The organism is Streptomyces sp. NPDC045998, from assembly GCF_056430285.1.
On the sequence record NZ_JBWKLJ010000013.1, the window covers coordinates 56,322 to 80,812 of the forward strand.

The 24,491-nt window shown below is 70.6% G+C and carries 27 protein-coding genes and 2 pseudogenes; 16 read left to right on the forward strand and 13 right to left on the reverse strand.

Going from position 1 to position 24,491, the window contains the following annotated elements:
- Nucleotides 1-45: 45 nt before the first annotated feature.
- Nucleotides 46-528: a MarR family winged helix-turn-helix transcriptional regulator gene (locus AC07FJ_RS30585; protein ID WP_479052451.1), complete on the reverse strand. Its 483-nt coding sequence runs from the start codon at nucleotides 526-528 to the stop codon at nucleotides 46-48.
- Between the two features lie 102 nt (nucleotides 529-630).
- Nucleotides 631-1,038, reverse strand: coding sequence for a PPOX class F420-dependent oxidoreductase (locus AC07FJ_RS30590; RefSeq protein ID WP_479052452.1), 408 nt, complete (start codon nucleotides 1,036-1,038; stop codon nucleotides 631-633).
- A gap of 178 nt (nucleotides 1,039-1,216) precedes the next feature.
- On the opposite strand from AC07FJ_RS30590, the gene AC07FJ_RS30595 reads away from it, so the two are divergent.
- On the forward strand, nucleotides 1,217-2,374 hold the full coding sequence (locus AC07FJ_RS30595; RefSeq protein ID WP_479052453.1) for a MalY/PatB family protein: 1,158 nt from the start codon (nucleotides 1,217-1,219) through the stop codon (nucleotides 2,372-2,374).
- A gap of 27 nt (nucleotides 2,375-2,401) precedes the next feature.
- On the opposite strand, the gene AC07FJ_RS30600 is transcribed toward AC07FJ_RS30595, so the two are convergent.
- The 3 genes and pseudogenes from AC07FJ_RS30600 to AC07FJ_RS30610 all read right to left on the reverse strand — a co-directional run.
- Nucleotides 2,402-3,010, reverse strand: coding sequence for a DUF6461 domain-containing protein (locus AC07FJ_RS30600; protein ID WP_479052454.1), 609 nt, complete (start codon nucleotides 3,008-3,010; stop codon nucleotides 2,402-2,404).
- A 55-nt stretch (nucleotides 3,011-3,065) separates the two neighbouring features.
- Nucleotides 3,066-3,296, reverse strand: a complete 231-nt coding sequence (locus tag AC07FJ_RS30605) for a hypothetical protein (protein WP_479052455.1) — start codon at nucleotides 3,294-3,296, stop codon at nucleotides 3,066-3,068.
- A gap of 651 nt (nucleotides 3,297-3,947) precedes the next feature.
- Nucleotides 3,948-4,400, reverse strand: a pseudogene (locus AC07FJ_RS30610) (endonuclease domain-containing protein); the annotation flags it as partial.
- A 149-nt stretch (nucleotides 4,401-4,549) separates the two neighbouring features.
- Between AC07FJ_RS30610 and AC07FJ_RS30615 the strand changes: the two are divergent.
- The 3 genes from AC07FJ_RS30615 (at nucleotide 4,550) to AC07FJ_RS30625 (ending at nucleotide 6,076) form a co-directional block, all read left to right on the forward strand.
- Nucleotides 4,550-4,936, forward strand: coding sequence for a helix-turn-helix domain-containing protein (locus tag AC07FJ_RS30615; RefSeq protein WP_361417072.1), 387 nt, complete (start codon nucleotides 4,550-4,552; stop codon nucleotides 4,934-4,936).
- A gap of 27 nt (nucleotides 4,937-4,963) precedes the next feature.
- Nucleotides 4,964-5,578 carry a hypothetical protein gene (locus AC07FJ_RS30620; protein WP_479052456.1) on the forward strand — a complete coding sequence of 205 codons (615 nt, stop codon included), beginning with the start codon at nucleotides 4,964-4,966 and terminating at the stop codon, nucleotides 5,576-5,578.
- Between the two features lie 162 nt (nucleotides 5,579-5,740).
- The gene (locus tag AC07FJ_RS30625) at nucleotides 5,741-6,076 is read left to right on the forward strand and encodes a DUF2516 family protein (protein ID WP_361417078.1); all 336 of its coding nucleotides are present in this window, start codon (nucleotides 5,741-5,743) and stop codon (nucleotides 6,074-6,076) included.
- A gap of 13 nt (nucleotides 6,077-6,089) precedes the next feature.
- Here the strand turns inward: AC07FJ_RS30625 and AC07FJ_RS30630 are convergent, their stop codons facing one another.
- The 3 genes from AC07FJ_RS30630 to AC07FJ_RS30640 all read right to left on the reverse strand — a co-directional run bounded on the left by AC07FJ_RS30630 (nucleotide 6,090) and on the right by AC07FJ_RS30640 (nucleotide 9,542).
- The gene (locus AC07FJ_RS30630; protein WP_479052457.1) at nucleotides 6,090-7,367 is read right to left on the reverse strand and encodes a PP2C family protein-serine/threonine phosphatase; all 1,278 of its coding nucleotides are present in this window, start codon (nucleotides 7,365-7,367) and stop codon (nucleotides 6,090-6,092) included.
- Nucleotides 7,368-7,573: 206 nt separating this feature from the next.
- Complete coding sequence (locus AC07FJ_RS30635; RefSeq protein ID WP_479052458.1) at nucleotides 7,574-8,626, reverse strand: C40 family peptidase; 1,053 nt, start codon at nucleotides 8,624-8,626, stop codon at nucleotides 7,574-7,576.
- Nucleotides 8,627-8,741: 115 nt separating this feature from the next.
- Entirely contained in the window at nucleotides 8,742-9,542 is an 801-nt protein-coding gene (locus tag AC07FJ_RS30640) for a class I SAM-dependent methyltransferase (RefSeq protein ID WP_361417087.1), read from the reverse strand.
- A 128-nt stretch (nucleotides 9,543-9,670) separates the two neighbouring features.
- Here AC07FJ_RS30640 and mshA point away from each other — a divergent pair, with 128 nt between their 5' ends.
- The 3 genes and pseudogenes from mshA to AC07FJ_RS30655 all read left to right on the forward strand — a co-directional run.
- Nucleotides 9,671-11,020 carry a D-inositol-3-phosphate glycosyltransferase gene (mshA, locus tag AC07FJ_RS30645; protein WP_479052518.1) on the forward strand — a complete coding sequence of 450 codons (1,350 nt, stop codon included), beginning with the start codon at nucleotides 9,671-9,673 and terminating at the stop codon, nucleotides 11,018-11,020.
- The gene (locus AC07FJ_RS30650) at nucleotides 11,013-11,522 is read left to right on the forward strand and encodes a type III secretion system chaperone family protein (protein WP_479052459.1); all 510 of its coding nucleotides are present in this window, start codon (nucleotides 11,013-11,015) and stop codon (nucleotides 11,520-11,522) included. Before mshA ends, AC07FJ_RS30650 begins: the two co-directional genes overlap by 8 nt.
- A 141-nt stretch (nucleotides 11,523-11,663) precedes the next feature.
- Nucleotides 11,664-12,582: pseudogene (locus AC07FJ_RS30655) on the forward strand (IS630 family transposase); the annotation flags it as partial.
- Nucleotides 12,583-12,599: 17 nt separating this feature from the next.
- Here the strand turns inward: AC07FJ_RS30655 and AC07FJ_RS30660 are convergent.
- On the reverse strand, nucleotides 12,600-12,767 hold the full coding sequence (locus AC07FJ_RS30660) for a hypothetical protein (protein ID WP_479052523.1): 168 nt from the start codon (nucleotides 12,765-12,767) through the stop codon (nucleotides 12,600-12,602).
- A gap of 144 nt (nucleotides 12,768-12,911) precedes the next feature.
- Nucleotides 12,912-14,267 carry an MDR family MFS transporter gene (locus AC07FJ_RS30665; RefSeq protein WP_479052460.1) on the reverse strand — a complete coding sequence of 452 codons (1,356 nt, stop codon included), beginning with the start codon at nucleotides 14,265-14,267 and terminating at the stop codon, nucleotides 12,912-12,914.
- Nucleotides 14,268-14,424: 157 nt separating this feature from the next.
- Between AC07FJ_RS30665 and AC07FJ_RS30670 the strand changes: the two genes are divergently transcribed.
- The 4 genes from AC07FJ_RS30670 (at nucleotide 14,425) to AC07FJ_RS30685 (ending at nucleotide 17,772) form a co-directional block, all read left to right on the forward strand.
- On the forward strand, nucleotides 14,425-15,183 hold the full coding sequence (locus tag AC07FJ_RS30670) for a phosphoglyceromutase (protein ID WP_361417099.1): 759 nt from the start codon (nucleotides 14,425-14,427) through the stop codon (nucleotides 15,181-15,183).
- Nucleotides 15,184-16,056: 873 nt separating this feature from the next.
- Nucleotides 16,057-16,425 (forward strand): hypothetical protein, encoded by a 369-nt coding sequence (locus AC07FJ_RS30675; protein ID WP_479052461.1) that lies wholly within the window; start codon nucleotides 16,057-16,059, stop codon nucleotides 16,423-16,425.
- An 802-nt stretch (nucleotides 16,426-17,227) separates the two neighbouring features.
- Nucleotides 17,228-17,401, forward strand: coding sequence for a hypothetical protein (locus AC07FJ_RS30680; RefSeq protein ID WP_479052462.1), 174 nt, complete (start codon nucleotides 17,228-17,230; stop codon nucleotides 17,399-17,401).
- Nucleotides 17,398-17,772 (forward strand): hypothetical protein, encoded by a 375-nt coding sequence (locus AC07FJ_RS30685; RefSeq protein ID WP_479052463.1) that lies wholly within the window; start codon nucleotides 17,398-17,400, stop codon nucleotides 17,770-17,772. Before AC07FJ_RS30680 ends, AC07FJ_RS30685 begins: the two co-directional genes overlap by 4 nt.
- Nucleotides 17,773-17,818: 46 nt before the next feature.
- On the opposite strand, the gene AC07FJ_RS30690 is transcribed toward AC07FJ_RS30685, so the two are convergent.
- Nucleotides 17,819-17,971, reverse strand: coding sequence for a hypothetical protein (locus AC07FJ_RS30690; RefSeq protein ID WP_355355655.1), 153 nt, complete (start codon nucleotides 17,969-17,971; stop codon nucleotides 17,819-17,821).
- A 258-nt stretch (nucleotides 17,972-18,229) separates the two neighbouring features.
- Nucleotides 18,230-18,910 carry a phosphate signaling complex protein PhoU gene (phoU, locus tag AC07FJ_RS30695; RefSeq protein ID WP_355355653.1) on the reverse strand — a complete coding sequence of 227 codons (681 nt, stop codon included), beginning with the start codon at nucleotides 18,908-18,910 and terminating at the stop codon, nucleotides 18,230-18,232.
- 201 nt (nucleotides 18,911-19,111) lie between these two features.
- Between phoU and phoR the strand changes: the two genes are divergently transcribed.
- Nucleotides 19,112-20,326, forward strand: coding sequence for a two-component system sensor histidine kinase PhoR (phoR, locus tag AC07FJ_RS30700; RefSeq protein ID WP_479052464.1), 1,215 nt, complete (start codon nucleotides 19,112-19,114; stop codon nucleotides 20,324-20,326).
- Nucleotides 20,323-21,003 (forward strand): two-component system response regulator PhoP, encoded by a 681-nt coding sequence (gene phoP, locus AC07FJ_RS30705; protein WP_031073314.1) that lies wholly within the window; start codon nucleotides 20,323-20,325, stop codon nucleotides 21,001-21,003. The genes phoR and phoP overlap by 4 nt, the downstream gene beginning before the upstream one ends.
- 100 nt (nucleotides 21,004-21,103) lie before the next feature.
- On the opposite strand, the gene AC07FJ_RS30710 is transcribed toward phoP, so the two are convergent.
- Nucleotides 21,104-21,796, reverse strand: a complete 693-nt coding sequence (locus tag AC07FJ_RS30710; protein WP_479052465.1) for a DUF461 domain-containing protein — start codon at nucleotides 21,794-21,796, stop codon at nucleotides 21,104-21,106.
- Nucleotides 21,797-22,445: 649 nt separating this feature from the next.
- Here AC07FJ_RS30710 and AC07FJ_RS30715 point away from each other — a divergent pair.
- The 3 genes from AC07FJ_RS30715 to ispF all read left to right on the forward strand — a co-directional run bounded on the left by AC07FJ_RS30715 (nucleotide 22,446) and on the right by ispF (nucleotide 24,469).
- The gene (locus AC07FJ_RS30715; protein ID WP_003953493.1) at nucleotides 22,446-22,928 is read left to right on the forward strand and encodes a CarD family transcriptional regulator; all 483 of its coding nucleotides are present in this window, start codon (nucleotides 22,446-22,448) and stop codon (nucleotides 22,926-22,928) included.
- Nucleotides 22,929-23,235: 307 nt separating this feature from the next.
- The gene (ispD, locus tag AC07FJ_RS30720; RefSeq protein ID WP_479052466.1) at nucleotides 23,236-23,991 is read left to right on the forward strand and encodes a 2-C-methyl-D-erythritol 4-phosphate cytidylyltransferase; all 756 of its coding nucleotides are present in this window, start codon (nucleotides 23,236-23,238) and stop codon (nucleotides 23,989-23,991) included.
- On the forward strand, nucleotides 23,981-24,469 hold the full coding sequence (gene ispF / locus AC07FJ_RS30725) for a 2-C-methyl-D-erythritol 2,4-cyclodiphosphate synthase (RefSeq protein ID WP_361417123.1): 489 nt from the start codon (nucleotides 23,981-23,983) through the stop codon (nucleotides 24,467-24,469). The genes ispD and ispF overlap by 11 nt, the downstream gene beginning before the upstream one ends.
- Nucleotides 24,470-24,491 lie beyond the last annotated feature (22 nt).

Genomic DNA, 24,491 nt, shown 5'->3' on the forward strand with positions numbered 1-24,491 from the left:
GACGATCTGTTTCGGGATCGGCTTTCGAGGGGGTGTGGTGACGTGTCAGGCCTGACGTGCCCGCCGGGCGGGGCGCGGGCTCTCCACCGGTTCGGCCAGGTGGCCGCTGACCAGGCCGTTCAGGGCGCGCAGCAGGACCTCGCGGTCCCCGTCGGGGATCGACGCGAGGGCCTCCGCGTGGACGCGGTCGACGATGGCCTGGCTCTGCCGGGCGACCTTCGCGCCCTCCTCGGTGACGGCGATGATCCGCGCGCGCCGGTCGCGGCTGGAGGGCCGGCGCTCGGCGAGGCCGGCCTTCTCCAGGGCGTCCACCGTCACGACCATCGTCGTCTTGTCCATGTCGCCGATCTCGGCCAGCTGGATCTGGGTGCGCTCTTCCTCCAGGGCGTGGACCAGGACGCAGTGCATGCGGGCCGTCAGGCCGATCTCGGCGAGCGCGGCCGACATGCGGGTGCGCAGGACGTGACTGGTGTGGTCGAGGAGGTAGGAGAGGTCGGGTTCGGTGCGCGCTGGCGACATGGCGGTCATGCCGCCAGCGTACAACTCGGTCCGTACTGGATAATCCGATACCGGACGTCTCCTTGGTGCCGTCTCGCTCCGAAGCCGGACGGCTCGTGGTGACCGGCTGGTTCAGAAGCGGCCGGTGATCTTGTCGGGCGTCACGCGCACGGTGAGCCGGTCGCCGTCGGGGGCGCTCCCGCCCATGAACGTGGCGAAGTCCTGGCCCGTGTACTTGAGCGACAGCTCGTCCGCCAGCTCACCCGTGGTGTCCGGGGTGAGGGTGGCGGTGCCGCGCACGGAGGCGTACGTGTACGGGTTCTCGGGCGGGTGGATCATCACGGTGACCCGCGGGTCGCGGATGAGGTTCCTGCCCTGCGTGCGCTGCGCCGTGGTGGAGAAGACGAGGTCCTCGCCGTCCCGCTTGATCCAGACGACCGTCAGGTGCGGCTGCCCGTTGGGAAGTATGGTCGCGACGGTCGCGAAGACCTTCTGCTCGTCGATGTACGTCTTCAGCTCGTCCGAGAGGCTGGCTGTCACGTTCGGATGCTCCTTCGGGGTCCGGCGGTTCTCCGTAGACCCCAACACCCGTACGCCGCCGCCGAATTCCGGCCGCACACGACCGGGTCCGGCCGAACACGACCGCGTCCGGAGGCCCGACGGGCCCAATGTGCCCTCACCGGGGGCCGATCGGCGCCGGCCGTCCTACCGTGGTGTCATGGCCGACACACCCAACCCCCTGACCCGGCTCACCCTCGACCAGCTCCGCCGCCGCACGAGCGCCAAGTGGCGCACCTACCCCGAGGACGTGCTCCCGCTGTGGGTGGCCGAGATGGACGTACCGCTGGCCGAACCGGTCGCGCGGGCGCTCGGCGACGCGGTCGCGCTCGGCGACACCGGGTACGCCTCCGGTACGGGGTACGCCGAGGCGCTGGCGGACTTCGCCGAGCGGCGATGGGGCTGGGACGGCGTCGCCGTGGAGCGTACGGCGCTGGTCGCCAACGTCATGCAGGGCGCGGTCGAGCTGCTGAAGGTGATCACCGGGCCCGGTGACACCGTGGTGGTCAACAGCCCCGTCTACCCGCCCTTCTACGCGTTCGCCGAGCACATGGGCCGGCGGGTGGCGGAGGCGCCGCTGGGCGAGGACCTGCGCATCGACTTCGCCGCCCTGGAGGAGGCGTTCCGGGGCGCGGTGGCGGGCGGGAGGCGGGCCGCGTACCTGCTGTGCAGCCCGCACAACCCGACCGGCACCCTGCACACCGCCGATGAGCTCGCGACGGTCGCCGCGCTCGCCGACCGCCACGGCGTGCGCGTCGTCGTCGACGAGATCCACGCCCCGGTGGTGGAGCCGGGGGTCACCTTCGTGCCGTACCTGAGCGTGCCGGGCGCCGAGAACGCCATGGCGCTGACGTCGGCTTCCAAGGCGTGGAACCTCGCGGGCCTCAAGGCGGCGATCGCCCTCTTCGGCCCGGCGGCCGCGGCCGACCTCGCGCGCCTCCCGGAGGAGGTGAGCCACGGCCCGAGTCACCTCGGCGTCCTGTCCCACACCGCCGCGCTGCGCTCGGCCACCGACTGGCTCGACGCCCTCAACGCGGGCCTCGCCGCCAACCGCCGCCTGCTCGCGGACCTGCTCGCCGAACACCTCCCCGCCATCACCTACCGCCCCGCCGAGGCCACCTACCTCGCCTGGCTCGACTGCCGCGCCCTGCCCCTCGGCGACGATCCGGCCGCCGCGTTCCTCGACCGCGGCAGGGTGGCCCTGAACTCGGGCCTCCCCTTCGGCACCGGCGGCGCGGGCCACGTCCGCCTGAACCTGGCCACGTCCCCGGACCTGCTGACGGAGGCGGTCAGGCGGATGGCGAAGGCGGTGCCGTGACGGAGGCGCACGGCACGCGCGACGGCCTCACCGCACCTCGACGCTGCCGCACGTGAACGTCGTCCCCTCCAGCAGCTCGGCGGTGAGGGCGACGCCGGTCAGGTGCTCGGCGAGGGCGAACGCGGCCGGGCCGGAGAGGTCGGGTTCCGGGGCGTCGCCGTCGCCGAAGTGGAAGCCGATGCGGTGCATGGCGTCCAGGAGGTCGTCGGGCGTGGTGCCCCACCGCTCGTCGGGGAACATGGGCTCGAACCACAGGCGCCGTACGCCGTCCTCGGCCCACAGGAACGCGTCGAGCCCGTTGACGTTGACGAAGTGCGACACCCAGCGGGTCCCCGCGGAGGCGGGCAGCGCCCTCTCCTCGGTGACGCCGAGGTAGCCGTTCGGTTCCATGAGCAGGGTCCACGACCCGAGAGCCGTCATGGCGACGAGCTGCCGCTTGCCCTCCGTACGTCGGGAGAGGCCGAAGGCCGCGTCACCGACCGCCTCCGCTCCCGTGAGGGGCGCCTCCTCCCGGCCGTCCAGGCGGTGGAGTACGTCGGCGGGCGCGAGGTTCTCCACGAGGGTGAAGCAGCACGCCTCCGCGAGATCGGGGAAACGGTCCTCGAACCAGACGTAGTCGGCAGCGGTCGTCGTCATACCGGCGATCCTGCCGCACGCCACTGACACCGCCGGAGCCGCCGGGGCGTCCGGGTCACTCCTTGGAGAGGTCGTCACCGGCGTCGTCGCCGGTGTCGTCGCCCACCCAGCGCCGGCGGAGCCTGCTGCGGGCCGCCTCCAGGCGTTCGACGTAGTCCGAGGCGAAGATCTCGGGCACCGCCTTGTCGAGCGTGCCGGCGATGCTGTGGATCGGCGCCCAGACCGCCGTGTCGTCGACGAGGCGGTCTCGGGTTGCCCTGAGCGCCCACGGCCTAGGGGCGGCCATGACGGCCGCCCCCGAGCAGCTGCTATTCCCGACACTTACTTGCGTGCGACACGGCGGTCATGCCAGCGCCGTAGGTGAAGGCGAGAACGGCACCGCCAGAAGCTACGGCGGTGAGGGGGGTCTGACCAAGAGCAGCGAAGCCGATCCCCGCAACCAGCCCGGTGATGACAGATACCAGAGCGATGACGACAACGTGATACACGCGGTGGTCGCACGCAGAAGTGGTGGCAGACAAGTAGGGCCCTCCCATTACTCCGTCGGAGCGCCGTCACCTGAACTAGGGCAGGACGTAGCCTGCGCTGGATTCATGTCACAGCGTCGCCGCCCAGCGGGCGTCGCAACAGGAAGCGCCGGCCAGGCGCGCCTATTGCTCCTCGACTGGAGCGCTGTAGCGGTCGGCCATCTTCACCGATGCACCATGCCTTTCAAGGATCTCGTCAACCGCGTCCATAATAGCTAACACCACTGACACCTTGGTGAGTTGGAGTGTGCCTCCGCCCGACTGCTGTCCGCGGCACCCCTCGCTTACCTGAGTTAGGCCAGACGGTCACGCACCATGTCCTTCAGCAGGAACTGAAACCCTCCAGCAAGGCGAAGACGACGGCCTGGCGGGTTGGTCAGGTAGTCGTTCATGCGACCCCAGTCCCTACGGTCAAGAGGGAGGAGTTCGTACCAGGCAACACCCCGAGCGTTGCATCCGATGCACAGCAAGCCTCGGACGCATCCTCCACAGATGGACCATGCGGCGTCTGACGGAGTGCAGCACTGGTGATCATGGTCAATGTGCCAGTACGAGGAGCTCGTCTCCCACTTGTCCGGTTTCCCGCCACACAAGGCGCAAAGACCGCCCTGAACCTCCAGAAGGGCCCTCACGTCGCCTGCTGTCAGGTTGTACCGGCGGCCTTGTCGGGCCATCTGGCTGCAGCTGAGGCAATGCCCCGAACGTCGCCCCTCTCTCCTGTACGTGACAGGGGTGCCACACCCCTCGCAGGCCCACAAGGTGTCGTGCGTCAAAGGGATTCCGTATGAAGCTCGCATCCCCCGACGGTAGCGGGGAGCGCTGACATCGCCCTGGCCTTGGGGGGCGCCTCTCTCCCAGGGCATGGTCCGTTCGCCTCGCCGCGCAGGGCATGGTCCAAGTCGCAGCAGTGACAGCTAACGCTGGAAGTCACACCGACCGGCACCCCGCCGGGAGCGACACACCTGCAAGCATTCGCTTGCAAAAGTTAGCAAGGATGGTGCACCATCGACCCATGGCATCGCTCAACGTCGGCAATCTCGGTGAGTACCTGCGCGAGCAGCGGCGCAACGCGCAGCTGTCGTTGCGGCAGCTCGCCGATGCCGCCGGGGTGTCCAATCCGTATCTGAGCCAGATCGAGCGCGGGCTGCGCAAGCCGAGCGCGGAGGTGCTCCAGCAGGTCGCCAAGGCGCTGCGGATCTCCGCGGAGACGCTGTACGTACGCGCCGGGATCCTGGAGGAGCGGGAGCGCGAGGAGTTGGAGACGCGCGCCGTCATCCTCGCCGATCCGTCGATCAACGAGCGGCAGAAGCAGGTGCTGCTCCAGATCTACGACTCGTTCCGCAAGGAGAACGGGCTCGATACGGACACCAGCGAGGACGGCGCCTCACCCGAAGTCTGACCCACCCGCGTTCCCGGAGGATCCACAGTGGCCATCATCGAAGAACTCCGTACGCCCCTCTACTTCGCCGCCGGTACGGCGAACCTGGCCGTGCAGCAGGCCAAGAAGGTGCCCGGTCTGATCGAGCAGCTCAAGGCCGAGGCGCCGGCGCGGATCGACGCGGTGCGCAACACCGACCCCAAGGCCGTACAGGAGAAGGTGGCCGCCCAGGCCAAGGAGGCGCAGGCCACCGTGCAGGCCAAGGTGGGCGAGGTGCTCGGCTCCCTCGAGCCGGACCTGAAGAAGCTGGGCGAGACCGCCCAGGACCTGGCGCTGCGGAGCGTCGGCGTGGCCGCCGAGTACGCCATCAAGGCGAGGGAGGCGTACGAGAAGGTCGCCGAGCAGGGCGAGCAGGCCGTCCGGCAGTGGCGCGGCGAGGCCGCCGAGGAGCTGACCGAGATCGCCGTGGCCGTCGAGCCGGACGCCGCACCCAAGAGCGAGCCGAAGACCGAGGCGAAGACCGAGCCGAAGAGCGAGCCGAAGGCCGAGGCGAAGACCGCCACGGCGGAGAAGCCCGCCGCCCAGCGGACCGCCCCCGCCAGGAAGGCCCCCGCCGCCCGCAAGCCCGCGGCGAAGAAGCCCACGGCACCGGCCGAGAAGTGACCCTCACCGCCCCGCCGCCGCACGCGGCGGGGCGGGGCTCGTGGGAGTACCTTGGCGGCGAGGGAGTGCCCGCACCGGAGTGTCGTCCGCCCGCGGGGCGGGCAGACGGGACGTCGCGGACACGACCGAGGGGCTTACTTCACTGGTGAGGCGGTGCTCAGCATGTTGATTGAGGGATTCACGTCGTTCCTCTCCTTGATCTACCTGGCGATCCTGGTGATCGCGGTCGTCGCGTTCTTCCTCGCGGCGACGGCCCGCGAGGACGCCTACCGCGCCGCCGACAAGCAGACCAAGCCCTTCTGGCTGATCCTCCTCGGCGTGACGGTCGCGGTGAACCTGCTCGTGCCGTGGCTCTTCCTCCAGCTGGCGGGGCTCGTCGCGTCGATCGTCTTCATGGTCGACGTACGGCCCGCCCTCCAGCAGGTGTCGGGCGGCGGCCGGCGCGGCGGCGGCTCCAGCAGCGACGGGCCGTACGGGCCGTACAACGGCGGCCGGTAGCGCCGGCTCCCGACTAGTGGCCCGCGACGCGCGCGTCGCGGGCCAGCAGCAGGACCGCCACGTCGTCCGTCAGCTCGCCGCCGTTCAGGTCGCGGACCCGCGTCACGGCGGCGTCCAGCAGCGCCTCGCCCGTCAGGCCCGACGACAACTGCTCGTTGATCATCGCGAGCATGCCCTCCTGGCCCAGCCGGGGCGAGCCCGGCCCCGCCGAGCGGCCCTCGATCAGGCCGTCGGTGTACATCATCAGGTTCCACGAGCCGCCCAGCTCCACCTGCCGGCGCGGCCAGCGTGCGCGCGGCAGCAGGCCGAGGGCCGGGCCCCCGTCCTCGTACGGCAGCAGCCGCGCCGCGCGGCCCCGGCGGGCGATCAGCGGCGACGGGTGACCCGCCAGGCACAGCCCGGCACGGCGGCCGTCGGGCGCGATGTCGACGGTGCACAGGGTCGCGAAGATCTCGTCGTTCTCGCGTTCGTGCTCCAGCACCCGCTGGAGCGTCGACAGCAGCTCGTCCCCGCAGAGCCCCGCGAAGGTCAGCGCCCGCCACGCGATCCGCAGCTCCACGCCGAGCGCCGCCTCGTCGGGCCCGTGCCCGCACACGTCGCCGATCATGGCGTGCACGGTGCCGTCGGGCGTGCGCACGGTGTCGTAGAAGTCACCGCCGAGCAGCGCGCGCGAGCGCCCCGGCCGGTAGCGGGCCGCGAACCGCAGGTCCGAGCCCTCCAGCAGCGGCGTCGGCAGCAGGCCCCGCTCCAGGCGGGCGTTCTCCTGCGCGCGCAGCCGGGACTCGGCCAGCTTCACCTGCGCCGAGTCGGCGCGCTTGCGCTCGACGGCGTACCGGATGGCCCGGCTGAGCAGCGGCCCGTCGAGCTCCTCGCGGAAGAGGTGGTCCTGCGCCCCGGCGCGTACGGCCTCGGCGGCGAGCTCGGGCTCGCCGGACGTGGCCAGCGCCAGCACGGCGTGGCGCGGCGCGAGGCGCAGCACGTGGCGGAGCGCCGCGAGCCGGTCGGCCGCCTCGTCCTGCCGGGGTGCCGGCAGCGTGAGGTCGACGAGGACGCAGTGGACGTCGTCGGTGAGCAGCCGTTCGGCCTCGGTGAGGTTGCGGGCGGTGCGTATGCGGACCCGGGTGCCGGAGGCGTCCACCAGCTCCGGGACGGTGAAGGCGCCCACCGGGTCGTCCTCGATCACCAGGAGCGTGAGCGTGAGGCTGAGGTCCGTGGTCCCGGCGGTTTCCGCGACGGCGGCGGACGCGGCCTGGCCTGAGTCCACCCTCTGTCGCGGTACGGGTACGGGCATCGGTCTGTTTCCTTCCCTCCCCCCGAGGGCGCGGTGGCGCGCCGGTCGACACACCACCAGCCGGGACCATAGCGGTACGCGACGGCCGAACGGAATGGTGATCGGCGAAGAGCGGGTGGCATATGCCGTACGGAGGGAGGTAGTTGGGCATCGGCCCATGACGAACATCACGCGCCCGATGTTGGGCGGGTCACATCCGACAAAGGCTATTTGTCCGGGCGCACGACCCCGAGGATCCGCATCGAGCCCGCCCCGGCCAGCGTCACGTTCCGCCCCGGGCGCGGCGCGTGCACGATCATCCCGTCGCCGACGTACATGCCCACATGGCTCGCGTCGGCGTGGTAGATGATCAGGTCGCCCGCCCGCATGTCCCTGATGTCGATGCGCGGCAGCAGCCGCCACTGCTCCTGGGAGGTGCGCGGGATCGCCTTCCCGGCCGCGCCCCACGCCCGCTGCGTCAGCCCCGAGCAGTCGTACGACCCCGGGCCCTCCGCGCCCCACACGTACGGCTTGCCGATCTGGGCGGTGGCGAACTCGATCGCCTTCCTGCCCTGCGCGCTCGCGCTGCCGTCGACCCCCTTCAGCACGCCGGAGCCCAGCCACGCCGTCTGCGCCCGCGACTGCTCCTGCCGCTCCAGCAGCAGCAACCGCTCGCGCTCCTCGGCCTCCAGCTGCGACTCCAGCTTCTCGGCCGCGGCGATCTTGGACTCGATGTCCTTCTTGGCCTTCGCCTGCTGGGTGCGGTGGCTCTCCAGCCGGGTCCACTCGGTGCTGGCGTCGGCGGTGTACGTCTCCAAGTCGGTCTGGGCGCGGCTCAGTTCGCCGAGGAGGTCCTGCGTGGCCTTCTGGCCCTGCTGGAGGCGCCCGGCGCCGTCGAGGAAGCGCCGCGGGTCGTTGGCCAGGACGAACCTCGCCTCGTCCGGTATGCCGCCGTTGCGGTACTGGGCGCGGGCGGCCGCGCCGGCCCGCCTCTTCAGGTCGTCGATCCGGGCCTGGCCCTCGACGATCGCCTGCGCGAGCCGTACGACCTCGGCGGACTGCTTCCGCGCCCGCTCCTCGGCGAGGTTGTACGCGTCGGTGGCGGAGGCGGCCTGCCGGTAGAGGCCGTCGATCTCCGCGCGTACCTCTTCGAGGCTCCGGCGCGGCTCCGCCGGCGGGGTGGGCGCGGCGTACGCGGACGAGGTGTACGAAGGTGAGGCGAGCACCGTCAGGGCGCAGACCAACGTGATCGCGGCGGTGACGCAACGGCGTCGGTTCACGGAATCCCCCTCTGGCCCGGCACCTGATTTACCGTCAGTAACTTTTCGCGGACTCCGCGATGGTGCCATGCCGTACGGCAAAGTAACAGGGGGTTCGTGCCCCGGCCCCACAGGGCTACGAGCCGCCCCCGGGCGCCAGCGCCGACCACTCCACCGTGAGCTCCCCCTGCCGCCACCGCCGCCGCCCGTCCGCCAGCGGCCAGTCCTCCGCCAGCGCCCGCGCCGTCGCGATCCACCGCTGCCGGGCCCCCAGCGAGGCGTACGGCGACGCCGCCGCCCACGCCCGGTCGAAGTCCCGCAGGAAGGCGTGCACCCGCTCGCCCGGCACATTGCGGTGGATCAGCGCCTTCGGCAACCGCTCGGCCAGGTCCGACGGCCGCTCCAGCGACCCCAGCCGCGTGGCGAACGTCACGGTGCGCGGCCCCTCGGGCCCGAGCGCCACCCACACGTGCCGCCGCCCGATCTCGTCGCAGGTCCCCTCCACCAGCAGCCCCCCGGGCGCCAGCCGCGCGCACAGCCGCTCCCACACGGCGGCGACCTCGCCCTCGTCGTACTGGCGCAGCACGTTCGCGGCCCGGATCAGCGCCGGGGCGCCGTCCACCGGGACCTCGAAGCCGCCGTGGACGAAGGTCAGGCCCTCGCGCGCGTACGGCTGGGCGGCCGCGACCCGCGCGGGCTCGATCTCGACGCCGACGACCCGGGCGCGGGGGTCGGCGGTGCGCAGCCGGGCCAGCAGCTCGACGGCGGTCCAGGGCGCGGCCCCGTACCCGAGGTCCACGGCGACCGGGGCCGCGGCGGCGCGCAGCAGCGCGGGGCCGTGGACGGCCGCGATCCAGCGGTCCATGCGGCGCAGGCGGTTCGGATGGGTGGTCCCGCGTGTGGTGGTGCCCACGGGGCGGGTGATGCGCGGGGCCATGCGATCGAGGGTAAATGATTTGGCAAACCGGAAATGAAAGGGCGTATTCCGCTGTTGAGCGCGGGAGAGAGGATCGACCCGCGCATCCTCCTTTTGTCATGTCTGAAGGACTGCGGAAGGACGCCGACGTGAGCCAGTACGTGTCCCGGTTCGCCGGCACCCTGGCGGCCGCCACGCCGTCCCGGCTCCGGCTGCCCGGCCGGCCCCGGACGCCGCGCCGGATCGCCATGCTCAGCGTCCACACCTCACCGCTCCACCAGCCCGGCACCGGCGACGCGGGCGGCATGAACGTCTACATCGTCGAGCTCGCCAAGCGCCTCGCCGCGATCAACATCGAGGTCGAGATCTTCACGCGCGCCACCGCCGGCGGCCTGCCCCCGGCCGTCGAGCTCACCCCCGGCGTCCTCGTCCGGCACGTGGACGCCGGGCCGTACGAGGGGCTCGCCAAGGAGGAGCTGCCGGCCCAGCTGTGCGCCTTCACGCACGGCGTGATGCAGGCCTGGGCCCGGCACCGGCCCGGCCACTACGACCTCGTCCACTCCCACTACTGGCTCTCCGGCCACGTCGGCTGGCTCGCCGCCCAACGCTGGGGCGTCCCGCTCGTCCACGCCATGCACACCATGGCCAAGGTCAAGAACGCCTCACTCGCCGAGGGCGACACCCCCGAGCCCGCCGCCCGCGTGATCGGCGAGACGCAGATCGTGCGCGCCGCCGACCGGCTGATCGCCAACACCGCGGGCGAGGCCGAGGAGCTCAGCCGCTTCTACGAGGCCGACCCCGCCAAGGTCGCCGTCGTCCACCCCGGCGTGAACCTCGACCGCTTCCGGCCCGCCGACGGCCGCGCCGCCGCCCGCGCCCGGCTCGGGCTGCCCGCCGACGCCTTCGTCCCCGTCTTCGCCGGGCGCATACAGCCGCTCAAGGCGCCGGACATCCTGCTGCGCGCGGCGGCCCGGATGCTGGAGCGGGACCCCTCCCTGCGCGCCCGCATGATCGTCCCGGTGGTCGGCGGGCCCAGCGGCAGCGGCCTGGCCAAGCCCGAGGGCCTGCAGAAGCTCGCCGCGCGGCTCGGCATCGCCGACGTCGTCCGCTTCCACCCGCCGGTCGGGCAGGAGCGGCTCGCCGACTGGTTCCGGGCGGCGTCCGTGCTGGTCATGCCCTCGTACAGCGAGTCCTTCGGGCTCGTCGCCATCGAGGCGCAGGCGGCCGGCACCCCGGTCGTCGCGGCCGCCGTCGGCGGCCTGCCGGTGGCCGTGCGGGACGGCGAGACCGGCTTCCTGGTGCGGGGCCACGACCCGGCGGCGTACGCGCACGTCCTGCACCGCCTCGCCGACGACCCGGAGCTCACCGCCCGCCTGGGCGAGGCGGCGGCGCGCCACGCGAGCTCCTTCGGCTGGGACACGGCGGCGGCGGCGACGGCCGACGTGTACACGGCCGCCCTGCACGAGCACCGGCGTCACGTACGCTCCCACCATGGCTGACGCAGCGCACGCAGACGCACGGCACACGATCGAGACCGCGCTGGACGACGCCGGGCTGACCTGGGAGTCCCCGGCCCCCGGCACGTACGTCGTCACGCTCCCCGGCACGAAGAAGCTCTCCACGACCGTCTCCCTGCGGGTCGGCAACCACTCCCTCTCCCTCAACGCCTTCGTGATCCGCCACCCCGACGAGAACGAGGCGGCCGTCCACCGCTGGCTGCTGGAGCGCAACCTCAAGCTGTACGGCGTGAGTTACGCGGTCGACGGCCTCGGCGACATCTACCTGACCGGCAAGCTGCCGCTCGCCGCCGTCACTCCGGAGGAGCTGGACCGGCTGCTCGGGTCGGTGCTGGAGGCGGCGGACGGGGCGTTCAACACGCTGCTGGAGAAGGGGTTCGCGACGGCCATCCGCAAGGAGTACGAGTGGCGCGTCGCGCGCGGCGAGTCGACGCGGAACCTGGCGGCGTTCACGCACCTGACGACCCCTCGGTCGGGGTCGTAGCCCTGGTCCGACGTCCCACCGGCCGTCTCTAGTGCTGTGACCGGGAAGGTTTGCCGGGTTGCTCGTTGTGCTGGTTGGAAGTGACGACGCTTCCGGCCAGCAGGGGAGGCGGGATGGCACCCACCGGTCAGGGTCCGCAGGCTGACGGAGCAGGAGGGACAGAAGCTCCAGCACATCGTCCGGCGGGGCAGTACGAGCTCGGTGCGGTTCCGGCGGGCGATGATGCTGCTGGCCTCAGCGAGCGGCAGCACGGTCCCGGTGATCGCGCGTCTGGTCCAGGCGGACGAGGACACCGTCCGTGACGTGATCCACCGCTTCAACGAGACCGGGCTCGCATGCCTCAACCCTCAGTGGGCGGGAGGCCGTCCCCGCCTGTTGAGCAGTGACGACGAGGACTTCGTCATCCGGACGGCCACGACCCGCCCGACCGTGCTGGGCAAGCCTTTCACCGGCTGGTCGATCCGCAAGCTCGCCGACCACCTGCGCCGCAACATCTCCCGTCCCGTCCGGATCGGCCGCGAGGCCCTGCGGTGCTTACTGGCCCGCCGCGGGATCACCTTCCAGCGCACGAAGACCTGGAAGGAGTCGCCAGACCCGGCGTTCGACGCCAAGCTGGAGCAGATCGAGTACGCGATCAACGAGCGGCCGGACCGCACGTTCGCCTTCGACGAGTTCGGACCGCTGGGCATCCGCCCGACCGCCGGCTCCTGCTGGGCAGAGCAAGGCCGCCCCGATCGGCTGCCGGCCACCTACCGGCGAACGCGCGGCATCACCTACTTCCACGGCTGCTACTCGGTCGGTGACGATCAGATGTGGGGTGTCAACCGGCGATGCAAGGGCATCGACCACACCTGGGCCGCCCTGCGGTCGATCCGCGCGGCCCGTCCAGACGGTGCACCGATCTACGTGATCTTGGACAACCTCTCGGCCCATCTGAACTGGAAGATCCGCAGGTGGGCGGCGAAGAACAAGGTCGAGCTGTGTTTCACGCCCACCTACGCGTCCTGGGCCAAACCCCATCGAGGCCCACTTCGGGCCGCTGCGACAGTTCACCCTGTCCGCTGGGGCGGCAGACCTCTACCAGCGGCGGCGTGACGTCATCCGCCCCGACCACAGGAACTGCTCGTCTGGTTCGTCCCGCCGCTCCAGTACTCCCGCGGCGACCAGCTGCAGAAGCACCTCATGGAGGGCGTTCCCCAACGGGTTGTCCGTCCAGAACACCGACTTGACCTGCGTGAACGTCACGGACTCCTCAAAGATCCCCAACGAGCGGCCCACCACGAAGGCAGCACCGTCCCAATCAGTCCATCCAGCCAGGCCCTCGGAAAGATCCACAAGCCGATCCTGCCATCACACGATCGGGCCCGGTGAACCTTTCCGGTCACAGCACTAGGCGCTGACTTCGGGCTTCCGGTCCCGCGCGGGGCCCGCTGCCTCGACCGCCTCAGCAGCGGCCTGGACCGCGGCCGCCTCCGCCGCCTCCGCAGCGGCCGTTTCGGCGGCCTCGACGGCGGCGGCCTCGACGGCGGCGGCCTCCGCCGCCTCGACCGCGGCCGCTTCCGCCGCCAGCGCCCGCCGCAGCAGCAGCGCGTACCCGGCGGCGGCCGTGGTGCCCACCACCGCGCAGCCCAGCCACAGGACGTCCGGGCCGGGGCCGCCGATGACCCAGCCGGCCACGATCGGCGCGATGAACCCGCCCAGCGACCAGGACATGCCCATGACGCCCTGGTACCGGCCACGGGCGTGCGCCGGGGCGAGCCGGGCGGTCGCCGCGGCGTTGGTCGGCACGTGCACCATCTCGCCGATCGTCCACACCACCACGGTCGCGGCGAAGAGCAGCGGCGTACCGGCCAGCGCGGTCGCGCCCGTACCCACCGCGAAGAGGAGCGACGAGACGGTGAGGAGGGCGACCGGCGACCGCTTCTCGGTGACCTTGTTGACGAGCAGCTGGAAACCGACGATGACGACACCGTTGACGGCGATGACCACACCGTACGCGTCCGGCTCCAAGCCCTCCTGGGCCATGGTGAGCGGCAGGCCGACCCACGGGACGGAGAAGACGGTGCAGACGAGCAGGTTGAGCAGCACCAGCGTGCGGAAGGGGCCGTCGCGCAGCACGTCCAGCATGGAGATCCGCTGCTCGTCGGCGGCGCCCTCCTTCGCGGAGGCGCTGCCGGCCGCCGGCCCCGTCGGCCGCGTCTCCGGCAGCCGCAGGAAGACGATGAGCGCACACAGCGCGGTCGCGGCCGCGTCGACCAGGAACAGGGTCCGGTAGCCGAGGAAGATCGCGGCGCCGCCGCCGATCGCGGCGATGGCGAAGCCGAGGTTCAGCGCCCAGTAGTTGAGGGCGTACGCGCGCCGGCGGTCGTGCTCGGGCACCTGGTCGGCGATGGTCGCGCCGATGGCGGGCCGTACGGACTGCATGGCCACGCCCATCAGGAGCACCACGACGGCGACGCCCCAGGTGCTGGTGACGAAGGCCAGCGCCGCGGCGCCCGCGGCGGCGGCGAGGTGGCCGGTGACCATGGTGGGCCGTCGCCCCCACCGGTCGCTGAGCATGCCGCCGAGCGGGGACCCGGCGATGCCGCCGAGCCCGTGGAGGGCGACGACGAGGCCCGCGTACCAGGCGGAGAAGCCCAGCTCCTGGGTGAGGTAGAGGGAGAGGAAGGTGAGGACGAAGGCACCGGTGCGGTTCACCAGCGTCGAGGTCCACAGCCACCAGAAGCCGGGGGGTAGCCCCGACACGGTTCCGCGGAGGGACTGCCGGAGTGAGGCTGTGGACACGTGTACTCCCCTGTAAGCGCCCGAGATAGTGAGCGCAACTTACAAGTGAGGTGCTCCGCCGAGCCACCGAATTGACGCGAGCCGTCAACCGTCAGCCGCGTCCATTAATCTCGTACGCATGGCCGACGCACCGTACAAGCTGATCCTCCTCCGCCACGGCGAGAGCGAATGGAACGCGAAGAACCTGTTCACCGGCTGGGTGGACGTCAACCTCACCGAGAAGGGCGAGAAGGAGGCGGTCCGCGGCGGTGAGCTGCTCAAGGACGCCGGTCTGCTCCCCGACGTCGTGCACACCTCCCTTCAGAAGCGCGCCATCCGCACCGCGCAGCTGGCGCTGGAGTCCGCCGACCGCCACTGGATCCCGGTCCACCGCTCCTGGCGCCTGAACGAGCGGCACTACGGCGCGCTGCAGGGCAAGGACAAGGCGCAGACGCTCGCCGAGTTCGGCGAGGAGCAGTTCATGCTGTGGCGCCGCTCGTACGACACCCCGCCGCCGGTCCTCGCCGACGACAACGAGTTCTCGCAGGCGGGCGACGCGCGCTACGCCACCATCCCGCCGGAGCTCCGTCCCCGCACCGAGTGCCTGAAGGACGTCGTCGTCCGCATGCTGCCGTACTGGTACGACGGCATCGTCCCGGACCTCCTCGCCGGCCGCACGGTCCTCGTCGCCGCCCACGGCAACAGCCTGCGCGCCCTGGTCAAGCACCTGGACGGCATCTCGGACACCGACATCGCGGGCCTGAACATCCCGACGGGCATCCCGCTCGTGTACGAGCTCGACGCCGACTTCAAGCCGGTCACGAAGGGCGGCACGTACCTCGACCCGGAGGCGGCGAAGGCGGCCATCGAGGCGGTCAAGAATCAGGGCAAGAAGTAGGGAAAGCAGTAGCGAACGCCCGCGAACAAGCCCCCTGCCGACGGACTTCCGCCGTCAGGGGGCTTCTCATTTGCCATTGACCGTCATGATGGCGCATCAGCGGTTAGCGGTGACGCCTCCTGCTCTGAGGCCCCGGCTCCAGCGGCTGGCTAACTGATTTTTTCAGAATGAGTTGGAGCCCGGGCGTCGACATACCCCTCCGCCACGCACATGTCGGTCAGCTTCCACATGCTCGCCCTCCACGCCGGCGAGAGCTGCCGGTCCGAAACGCGAAGCCGTCCGGGAGCAGGTGGCAGTAGCAGCGTCATCCGTTCCCGCAGGTCGTCGGGGAGAAGAGCAACACCGCCACGGATAGCGCGCTAGTCATTGCGCCTGCTGGGTTTGATTCGATGGCACCCTTCGGCGCTGCAGTTCCGTCAGAGGCCCGAGGGTTCCATTTATGTACTACGCGTACCATCGATTGAAATAAGCCACTCTTTTGGCGTGAATAGCGATTGACTCCTATTGGTCAAGCTGCGGTGTCTTATCATCCTCAAATAATGCTCAAGAGTTCGATAATTCGTTGACGTTGATGATCGCCGCCCTTAGTGTTTAAATCGTTCGCCGCCAAGCGGGGTGGCGAAGGTCTAAGGGGGAACTGTGCGAAAAATGCTGACGGCAGCGGCCTTATCCGGTGCACTGGCGTTGACCGTAGTCGGCGCCGGATCTTCTGTGGCGGCACCTACGGCGCCCCGAGGGGAGGGTGGTGCTGGGACGGCCGTAGCGCAAGGGTTTTTCACGCCTGGGCCTGGCACAGTGGTCAAGACGAACGCTGACTATGCGGGTCCGACTGCACCCGGCAGTGCGGCAAGTGGAGCTGCGTGGGACACGTTGGTGCCGACGGTCAAGAACGTGAAGCATCTTGGTCAGGTGTGTGGCACCAAGGTGATTCAGCAGACTAGTGGCAGGGGCAAGGCCACTCTGGTCATGACTGTGGAAAAGGGTGTGACTGCCTCCGTAAATAAGGAGTTTAAAATAGATCTGAAGTACATTTCGGGCGGCATGGGCTGGGATGTCACCAAAACGTACACGGTGAAGAACGAGACCCGCTACGAGGTGCCGAGGGGTAAGACGGGGACCATTGAGGCGTACCCCCTCTTTGACCTTTACTCCGGCGTGGCGTACGAACGATTCGGTACCCCGCTGGGGGCTGTCTACGCCTACAAGCCCATCGGTGTGTGTTTTAATCAGTACCTCACCTAATGACATCATGACCTGAAGGAGTGGTCCCATGGCGCTAAACACTCGTACATTGGTCATTGGGGCCACTCTTCTCATGTTATCCGCCGGTTGTAGTGCTGGCGGTGGTACATCAACAGATGCAAGGGGTGCGCTCGCGGGTGGATTTACGCCACTCGCCCGGCTTGAGCCAGTAAATTTGAGCGATGACGTCTTTTCTGAGATCGATGTATCGGGGAAGGGTGAGCCTCGCGCCCTTGGTGAGGTCCGTAAAGGAAAACAGCGCATCATTGCCTACGTTCAGGGGGAGTCGTGCGGGCTGCTAGTTGTGAGTGAAATGGATCCCAATGTTTCTTCATTGCACCTGGCAGTGGAGTGGCCAGAAGGCGGGCTTGATGGATCACCGCAATACTCCGGTGGGCCGTATAGCTTCGCCTCGGCGCCGGGTTCCCGCGACGAGGCTTCGTGGGCATCACTTGCATGCAGTCGCAGTGCAATGGTGATCGAATACAGTACGCGAGCTAAGGCGCCTTTTACTGGCGTTTTGGGCAACGTATCAGCGCGAGAGGACGGAGAAGCGTCCCCAGCCCTGAGCGTGGTCATCGGTTCGCCGACAGCGCGTGCAAAACTTTTGAAGGAAGTAGGGGCGTCGAATACCCCGCGCTCCTGAGCAGGGACTGACCAGCGGTTCATCTGGCCTCGAAAGCCTCACGCCTCCACTAGTTCTCTGTCGACGGGGGCTTTTTGCTACCGCCGGGCCGGCCCCGGCCCTGAGCCGGCGCTCGTCATTGTCCGCCTCCCCGCGGCGCTGGCTGACTTCCGCTCCATGGCGAACAGCGGACTGTGGGTCGGCGTCCTCACCGCGCTGACCGCGCTCGCGGCCAGCTACATCACCGCGCGGGCGACCTCGCGCGCCACGCTGGGGCAGGCCCGGACGGTCGCGGTGGCGGAGGCGCGCGCGAACAGCGGGAGCGGCGCCGCGCCACCTACCGGGAGATGATGGGCTGCGCGCACGCCTTCTTCGAGATCACCTGGCAGATCGACGACGTCGACGCAGCGAGCGACCGCGAGACGAAGGACCGCCTGCTGACGCGGATGTACGAGCGCACCGCGCCCGCCATCGCGGCCATGAACCGGGCCAACCACGAGGTGCGCCTCGACGGCCCCGCCGAGGTCTCCGAGGCCGCGGAGCACGTACGGCAGCTGAGCCGCCGCCTGCAGCCGCTGCTCAAAGCGCTCATCGGCGACGACAGCCCTGAGCGCAGGCACGCCTACGACGCCGCGTTCGTCGAACTGCGGGACGCCTACCTCACCTTCATCGGCCTGGCCCGCCACACGCTGGAGGTCGAGGACGACGGCCGGCAGCGCTGAGCCCCGCCCGGTTGCCCGGACGGGGCCCTCGCCTACGCCCGGCCGCTCAGCCGCAGCAGCCGCCGCACTGGCACGGCGCGCCCGACTGGCAGCCGCAGCCGCAGCCCGAGCCGCAGCCGCAGGCGCCGAGGACGGGCAGGTGGACCACTTCGACCGGTGCTGCTTCCTGCTGGGTGCCGCTCACGGGGGAATCTGCCATGGGGTCCCTCCTCAAAGGCGTACGTTCGAAGGCGTACGTCACCTCTCCCCATTGCATGCCCACCCGCCAGGGCGCATCAACGGCGCACGGAGGCCCGTCCCCGACGGGGAGGCGACCGTCAGGCCCCCTCGACCGGGGCCTCCGCCTGCTGGAGTTCGTCCGCGACCCCTTCTATCGGCGTGCCTCGCGCTGCTGCGCAGGCTTCGGCGCGCTGCCGGACTCCGTCCGGTGTCGTGGTCGGGGGTCGGCGGCCGGGTCTCAGGCCCCCTCGACCGGGGCCTCCGCCTGCTGGAGTTCGTCCGCGTGCTCGCCCGTCACCAGGTACACCACGCGCTTGGCCACCGAGACCGCGTGGTCGGCGAAGCGCTCGTAGTAGCGGCCCAGCAGCGTCACGTCGACCGCCGTCTCGATGCCGTGCTTCCAGCGGTCGTCCATCAGGTGCTGGAAGAGCGTGCGGTGCAGGCGGTCCATCTCGTCGTCGTCGTGCTCCAGCTGGAGCGCCAGGTCGACGTCCTTGGTGATGATGACCTCCGCCGCCTTCGCCATCAGGCGCTGCGCCAGCTGGCCCATCTCCAGGATGGTGGCGTGCAGGTCCCGCGGCACCGCGCGGTCCGGGAAGCGCAGGCGGGCCAGCTTGGCGACGTGCTGGGCGAGGTCGCCGGAGCGCTCCAGGTCCGCGCTCATCCGCAGCGAGGTCACCACGATGCGCAGGTCCGTCGCGACGGGCTGCTGGCGCGCCAGCAGGGCTATGGCCCGGGCCTCCAGGTCGTGCTGGAGGTCGTCGACCTTCTGGTCGGCCGCGATCACGGCCTCCGCCAGCTTCAGGTCCGCGTCGAGCATCGCCGTCGTGGCGCGCCCGATCGCCGACCCGACCAGCCGGGCCATTTCGACCAGGCCCTCGCCGATCGAGTCCAGTTCCTCGTGGTACGCGTCCCGCATGGATGTCCCTCTCTCAGTGCGAACCTCAGGGGTCCGGGGTGGGCTCGGGCCCCTACGCTCCCACGGTCCGAGCCGAAAAAGACCGGGGCCTCCCTCTCAAGTGAACCGTCACTTTCCCCTCGGTGAACTCTGAGCGACGACTGTTCGAGCACCCACACGGATGGCTGGGAGCATGTCCGAGCACCCGCATAACCTGGACGCATGGACGTGAACGCGGCGGTTGCCGCATTGGCCGCGATCGCCGGTGCGTGCACCGGCGTGATCGCCATGCTGGCGTTCCGCTGGAGCGAGCGCGACCAGGCCAGGCCCACCCGTACCTCCCTGCACACCGACGCGGTGCTCCCGCCCGGCGTGGACACCGTGCTGTCGGTGCTCCGCTCCTCCGCCGTCGTGCTCGACGAGAGCGACTCCGTCGTCAAGGCCAGCTCCGCGGCGTACGCGCTCGGCCTGGTCCGCGGCGGCAAGCTGGCCGTCGAGCCCATGCTCCACATGGCGCGCGACACCCGCCGCGACGGCGAGATACGCCAGGTGGAGCTGGACCTGCCCCGGCGCGGTACCGGCCGCGGCGAGGCCCTCGCCGTCTCCGCCCGCGTCGCGCCCCTCGGCTCCCGGCTGGTCCTGCTCCTGGTCGAGGACCTCACCGAGGCCCGCCGCATCGAGGCCGTACGCCGCGACTTCGTCGCCAACGTCAGCCACGAGCTCAAGACCCCCGTCGGGGCGCTCTCCCTGCTCTCGGAGGCTGTCATGGACGCCTCCGACGACCCCGAGGCGGTCATGCGCTTCGCCGGGCGCATGCAGATCGAGGCGACCCGCCTCACCAACCTCGTCCAGGAGCTCATCGACCTCTCCCGGGTGCAGAACGACGACCCGCTGGAGGACGCCGAGCCCGTCCGGGTGGACGAGCTCGTCGCCGAGGCCGTCGACCGCTCCCGGCACACGGCCGGCACCAAGCAGATCACCATGGCCGCCGGCGGCACCCAGGACCTCTTCGTCTGGGGCCACCGCGGCCAGCTCGCCGCCGCCCTCGGCAACCTCGTCGAGAACGCCGTCAACTACTCCCCGGCCCACACACGCGTCGGCATCGCCGCCCGCCGCGTCGCCGCCCCCGGGGGCGATCTGATAGAGATCGCCGTCACGGACCAGGGCATCGGCATCCCCGACAAGGACAAGGAGCGCATCTTCGAGCGCTTCTACCGCGTCGACCCCGCCCGCTCCCGTGCCACCGGTGGTACGGGCCTGGGCCTGGCGATCGTCAAGCACGTGGCCGCCTCGCACGGCGGGGAGGTCACGGTCTGGAGCACCGAAGGACAGGGCTCCACCTTCACGCTGCGCCTCCCCGAGGCCGGCGCCGTACGGCAGCACCGACAGCAGCACGACTCCTCAGAACCGCTCACCGCCCCGGAGGTCCTTCCGTGACCCGAGTCCTTGTCGTCGAGGATGAGGAATCCTTCAGCGACGCCCTGTCCTACATGCTCCGCAAGGAGGGCTTCGAAGTCGCCGTCGCGACGACCGGGCCCGAGGGGCTCGACGAGTTCGAGCGCAACGGCGCCGACCTCGTCCTGCTCGACCTCATGCTGCCCGGCCTGCCGGGCACGGAGGTCTGCCGCCAGCTGCGCGGCCGCTCGAACGTGCCCGTCATCATGGTCACGGCCAAGGACAGCGAGATCGACAAGGTCGTGGGCCTGGAGATAGGGGCGGACGACTACGTCACCAAGCCCTTCTCCTCCCGTGAGCTGGTCGCCCGCATCCGGGCGGTGCTCCGCCGCCGCGGCGAGCCGGAGGAGGTCACCCCGGCCGCCCTGGAGGCCGGGCCGGTACGGATGGACGTGGACCGCCACGTCGTCACGGTCTCCGGAGCCAAGGTCGACCTGCCGCTGAAGGAGTTCGACCTGCTGGAGATGCTGCTGCGCAACGCCGGCCGCGTCCTCACGCGCATGCAGCTGATCGACCGGGTGTGGGGCGCGGACTACGTGGGTGACACCAAGACCCTCGACGTCCACGTCAAGCGGCTCCGCGCCAAGATCGAGCCGGACCCGGGCGCGCCGCGCTACCTGGTCACGGTCCGGGGGCTGGGCTACAAGTTCGAGCCGTAGGCCCGCCCGCCCGGCGTACGCGTACGAGGGGCGCCCCACCGGAAAGGTCCGGTGGGGCGCCCCTCGCGCGCTGCTACGTCAGTGGTACGTCAGTGCTACCTCAGTGGTCGGCCGCGTGCGACTGCTCGCCGCCCGCCGGGGCGCCGGGGCCGGCCTGGCCCTGCGTCTCGCCCTGCGCGGGCGAACCCGTGGGGGAGCCGGTCGGCGAACCGGTGGGCGAACCGGTCGGCGTGGCCTCGGGCGACTTCGTCGCCTCCGGGGACTCCGGGGACTTCGGGGCCTGCGACGGGCCGAAGTCCGCGTAGTAGCCGGTCGCCGGCACGACGAACGCGTCCAGCTTCACGTCACCGGTCTCGCTGAGCTTGAAGACGACCTCGCGGGCCTCGCCGTTGGTGGCGGCGTCGCCGACGTTCTCGATGACCGCGGAGGCGTTGCCCTGGCCGCCGATGATGATCGAGCCGTTCGCCGGGACGGTGACGGCGTCCGAGCCCTCGGCGGGGGAGAGCTTCACCGTGGCGTCGGAGCCCGGCAGCTGGATGCCCTCCAGCGTCTCGGGCTTGTCGCCGCCGTTGAAGACGGTGGCGGAGACGACGGCGGCGCCGTCCTTCCCCCCTCCCGCCTGCGTGAGCACCGTGGCGTTCTGCACCTTGATGTCGCCCACGGTGGTGGCGGCGTTGTCCGGCCTGATCTGGAGCGTCTGGGCGTCATTGCCGGCGCCGCAGGCGGAGAGCGAGGCGATCGAGAACACGATGGCGGTGGCGGCGAGGGCGCCGCGTCGAAGGCTGCGGCTCACGGCGGCGGCAACTCCTAGGACGTACGGACGGACGGATGACGGCGACCGAAGACGGACGGGTAAGCCTGAGCTAAGGATCACTCAGCGGGCTCAGGGTACCGACCCCTCTCCCCGCTCCCGCACCCGACCCGCCCCCGACGCGGTCCCGGTCCATCCCCGGTCCGTCCCCGGTCCGCCCCCGGTCCGTGTCGGCCTCCGCCACCCGGCCCCCTCACCCGGCCCCTCACCCGGCCCCTCACCCCACCCCCTCACCTCACTCGTACGGCGTTCACATAACCCTCCTTGATCAATTCCGCATTCGTTAACCGAAAAGCCTCGGTGATCACTCGCGCGCCAATTCGGGAATCATGGCCGCCATCGTCCGAGCGGGTGACCGACATCCGAACGGAGTACGTGATCTTCACCGCTTCGAACCCGACAAAACAGGACGTTCACCCTCGCCACGCCGCAGCCGGATGCGTGTATCGGGCCCGTTTCCGCTCGCCCGTGCAGCCGCTCCGACCTGCGAATACCCCCTTCCGCAAGCCCTCCGCAGCACGTTCCCGTCGGTGTTGTCAAGCCCCGAGATATGCCCTGACCTGCGAAAACGCCATTCAGAAGAAGCTGTTCTCGTGTTACCCTGGATAGCCACGGAAGGGGTACCTGTCACATGACGTTCAAGGTTGGCGACACCGTGGTCTATCCCCATCACGGGGCCGCGCTGATCGAGGCCATCGAAACTCGCCAGATCAAAGGCGTGGACAAGACCTACTTGGTGCTCAAGGTCGCCCAGGGCGACTTGACGGTTCGTGTGCCAGCGGACAATGCGGAGTTCGTCGGCGTGCGCGATGTGGTCGGTCAGGACGGGCTGGACCGGGTCTTCGAGGTGCTGCGCGCACCGTACGCCGAGGAGCCGACGAACTGGTCCCGTCGCTACAAGGCAAATCTCGAGAAGCTCGCCTCCGGCGATGTCATCAAGGTCGCCGAAGTGGTGCGTGACCTGTGGCGCCGTGAGCGTGAGCGCGGTCTCTCCGCCGGAGAGAAGCGCATGCTCGCGAAGGCGCGCCAGATCCTGGTGAGCGAGCTCGCGCTCGCCGAGAACACCAACGAGGACAAGGCCGAGGCCCTGCTCGACGAGGTCCTCGCGTCCTGACACGCACGCACACGCACGTCTTGACGCGCACGTCTTGACGCGCAAGCGGTTCTGACGCGAAGCGTTGCCGCAGTGCCCGCTGACATGCTGTGATCCACTCGTACGGAACGTACGGATCAACAGCACGTCGCCGGGCGCTGCGGCATGTCCGTACCCCGGCCGGTGCGGCCCGCTCGACCGTCGTCACGGAAGGGGCAAGGGTCCGGTCAAGGCGCCGCGCCGACAGTACCCCGACCGTCCGGTCCGGGCGTGCCTCCAAGGCCATACCCAAATCGGCCGAGCCAACAAACCTGCCGGAGTGCAACCCATGTCTGACGAAGCACCCCCCGCACGCGCGGCCCGCACCGCCGCGGTGATCCCCGCAGCGGGCCGGGGCGTACGGCTCGGCCCGGGCGCCCCCAAAGCGCTCCGCGCGCTGAACGGCACCCCCATCCTCATCCACGCGGTACGCGCCATGGCGGCCTCCCGCGCGGTCTCGCTCGTCGTCGTGGTCGCCCCGCCCGAGGGCGCCGCCGAGGTCAAGAACCTCCTCGACGCGCACGCGCTCCCCGAGCGCACCGACTACCTGGTCGTGCCCGGCGGCGAGACGCGCCAGGAGTCCGTCCGCCTCGGCCTCGACGCCCTGCCCGACGGCATCGCCACCGTCCTCGTCCACGACGCGGCCCGCCCGCTGGTGCCCGTCGACACCGTCGACGCGGTCATCGAGGCCGTACGGGACGGGGCCGTCGCCGTCGTGCCCGCACTGCCGCTCGCCGACACCGTCAAGCAGGTCGAGCCGCGCCAGGAAGCCGAGAAGGGCGAGCCCGAGGCGGTCGTCGCCACGCCCGACCGGGCCACGCTCCGCGCCGTACAGACCCCGCAGGGCTTCGACCGCGACACCCTCGTGCGCGCGCACGCGACCGTCACCAGCAGCGTCACCGACGACGCCGGCATGGTCGAGCAGCTCGGCGAGCCGGTCGTGGTCGTCCCCGGCCACGAGGAGGCGTTCAAGGTGACCCGACCCCTCGACCTCCTCCTCGCGGAGGCGGTCCTCGCCCGCAGGAGGGCCAACGATGGCTTCTAGCCTGCCGACCATCGGCATCGGCACCGACGTCCACGCCTTCGAGAAGGGCCGCGAGCTGTGGTGCGCGGGCCTCCTCTGGGAGGACTCCGACGGCTACGGCCTCGCCGGCCACTCCGACGGCGACGTCGCCGCCCACGCCGCCTGCGACGCGCTCTTCTCCGCCGCCGGCGTCGGCGACCTCGGCGCCCACTTCGGCACCTCCCGCCCCGAGTGGTCCGGCGCCTCCGGTGTCACCCTGCTCGCCGAGGCCGCCCGGATCGTCCGCGCCGAGGGCTTCGAGATCGGCAACATCGCCGTCCAGGTCATCGGCGTACGCCCGAAGATCGGCAAGCGGCGCGACGAGGCGCAGAAGGCGCTCAGCGCGGCGGCCGGCGCTCCGGTGTCCGTGTCCGGCACGACGACGGACGGCCTCGGCCTCACCGGCCGCGCCGAGGGCCTCGCCGCCATCGCGACGGCTCTGCTCGTCCGTACCACCTGAGGCACGGGGCACTGGCACCGGC

Bases quoted from the DNA above. Each gene is read 5' to 3' on its own strand.
- AC07FJ_RS30605 (WP_479052455.1), bottom strand. From the start codon at position 3,296: ATGGCCGCCCCTAGGCCGTGGGCGCTCAGGGCAACCCGAGACCGCCTC.
- AC07FJ_RS30690 (WP_355355655.1), bottom strand. From the start codon at position 17,971: ATGGCAGATTCCCCCGTGAGCGGCACCCAGCAGGAAGCAGCACCGGTC.
- AC07FJ_RS30670 (WP_361417099.1), top strand. From the start codon at position 14,425: ATGGCCGACGCACCGTACAAGCTGATCCTCCTCCGCCACGGCGAGAGC.
- AC07FJ_RS30715 (WP_003953493.1), top strand. From the start codon at position 22,446: ATGACGTTCAAGGTTGGCGACACCGTGGTCTATCCCCATCACGGGGCC.
- AC07FJ_RS30640 (WP_361417087.1), bottom strand. From the start codon at position 9,542: ATGGCCCCGCGCATCACCCGCCCCGTGGGCACCACCACACGCGGGACC.
- phoR (WP_479052464.1), top strand. From the start codon at position 19,112: ATGGACGTGAACGCGGCGGTTGCCGCATTGGCCGCGATCGCCGGTGCG.
- AC07FJ_RS30600 (WP_479052454.1), bottom strand. From the start codon at position 3,010: ATGACGACGACCGCTGCCGACTACGTCTGGTTCGAGGACCGTTTCCCC.
- AC07FJ_RS30595 (WP_479052453.1), top strand. From the start codon at position 1,217: ATGGCCGACACACCCAACCCCCTGACCCGGCTCACCCTCGACCAGCTC.
- AC07FJ_RS30685 (WP_479052463.1), top strand. From the start codon at position 17,398: ATGATGGGCTGCGCGCACGCCTTCTTCGAGATCACCTGGCAGATCGAC.
- AC07FJ_RS30625 (WP_361417078.1), top strand. From the start codon at position 5,741: ATGTTGATTGAGGGATTCACGTCGTTCCTCTCCTTGATCTACCTGGCG.
- AC07FJ_RS30650 (WP_479052459.1), top strand. From the start codon at position 11,013: ATGGCTGACGCAGCGCACGCAGACGCACGGCACACGATCGAGACCGCG.
- AC07FJ_RS30585 (WP_479052451.1), bottom strand. From the start codon at position 528: ATGACCGCCATGTCGCCAGCGCGCACCGAACCCGACCTCTCCTACCTC.
- ispD (WP_479052466.1), top strand. From the start codon at position 23,236: ATGTCTGACGAAGCACCCCCCGCACGCGCGGCCCGCACCGCCGCGGTG.
- AC07FJ_RS30615 (WP_361417072.1), top strand. From the start codon at position 4,550: ATGGCATCGCTCAACGTCGGCAATCTCGGTGAGTACCTGCGCGAGCAG.
- ispF (WP_361417123.1), top strand. From the start codon at position 23,981: ATGGCTTCTAGCCTGCCGACCATCGGCATCGGCACCGACGTCCACGCC.
- AC07FJ_RS30630 (WP_479052457.1), bottom strand. From the start codon at position 7,367: ATGCCCGTACCCGTACCGCGACAGAGGGTGGACTCAGGCCAGGCCGCG.
- phoU (WP_355355653.1), bottom strand. From the start codon at position 18,910: ATGCGGGACGCGTACCACGAGGAACTGGACTCGATCGGCGAGGGCCTG.
- AC07FJ_RS30680 (WP_479052462.1), top strand. From the start codon at position 17,228: ATGGCGAACAGCGGACTGTGGGTCGGCGTCCTCACCGCGCTGACCGCG.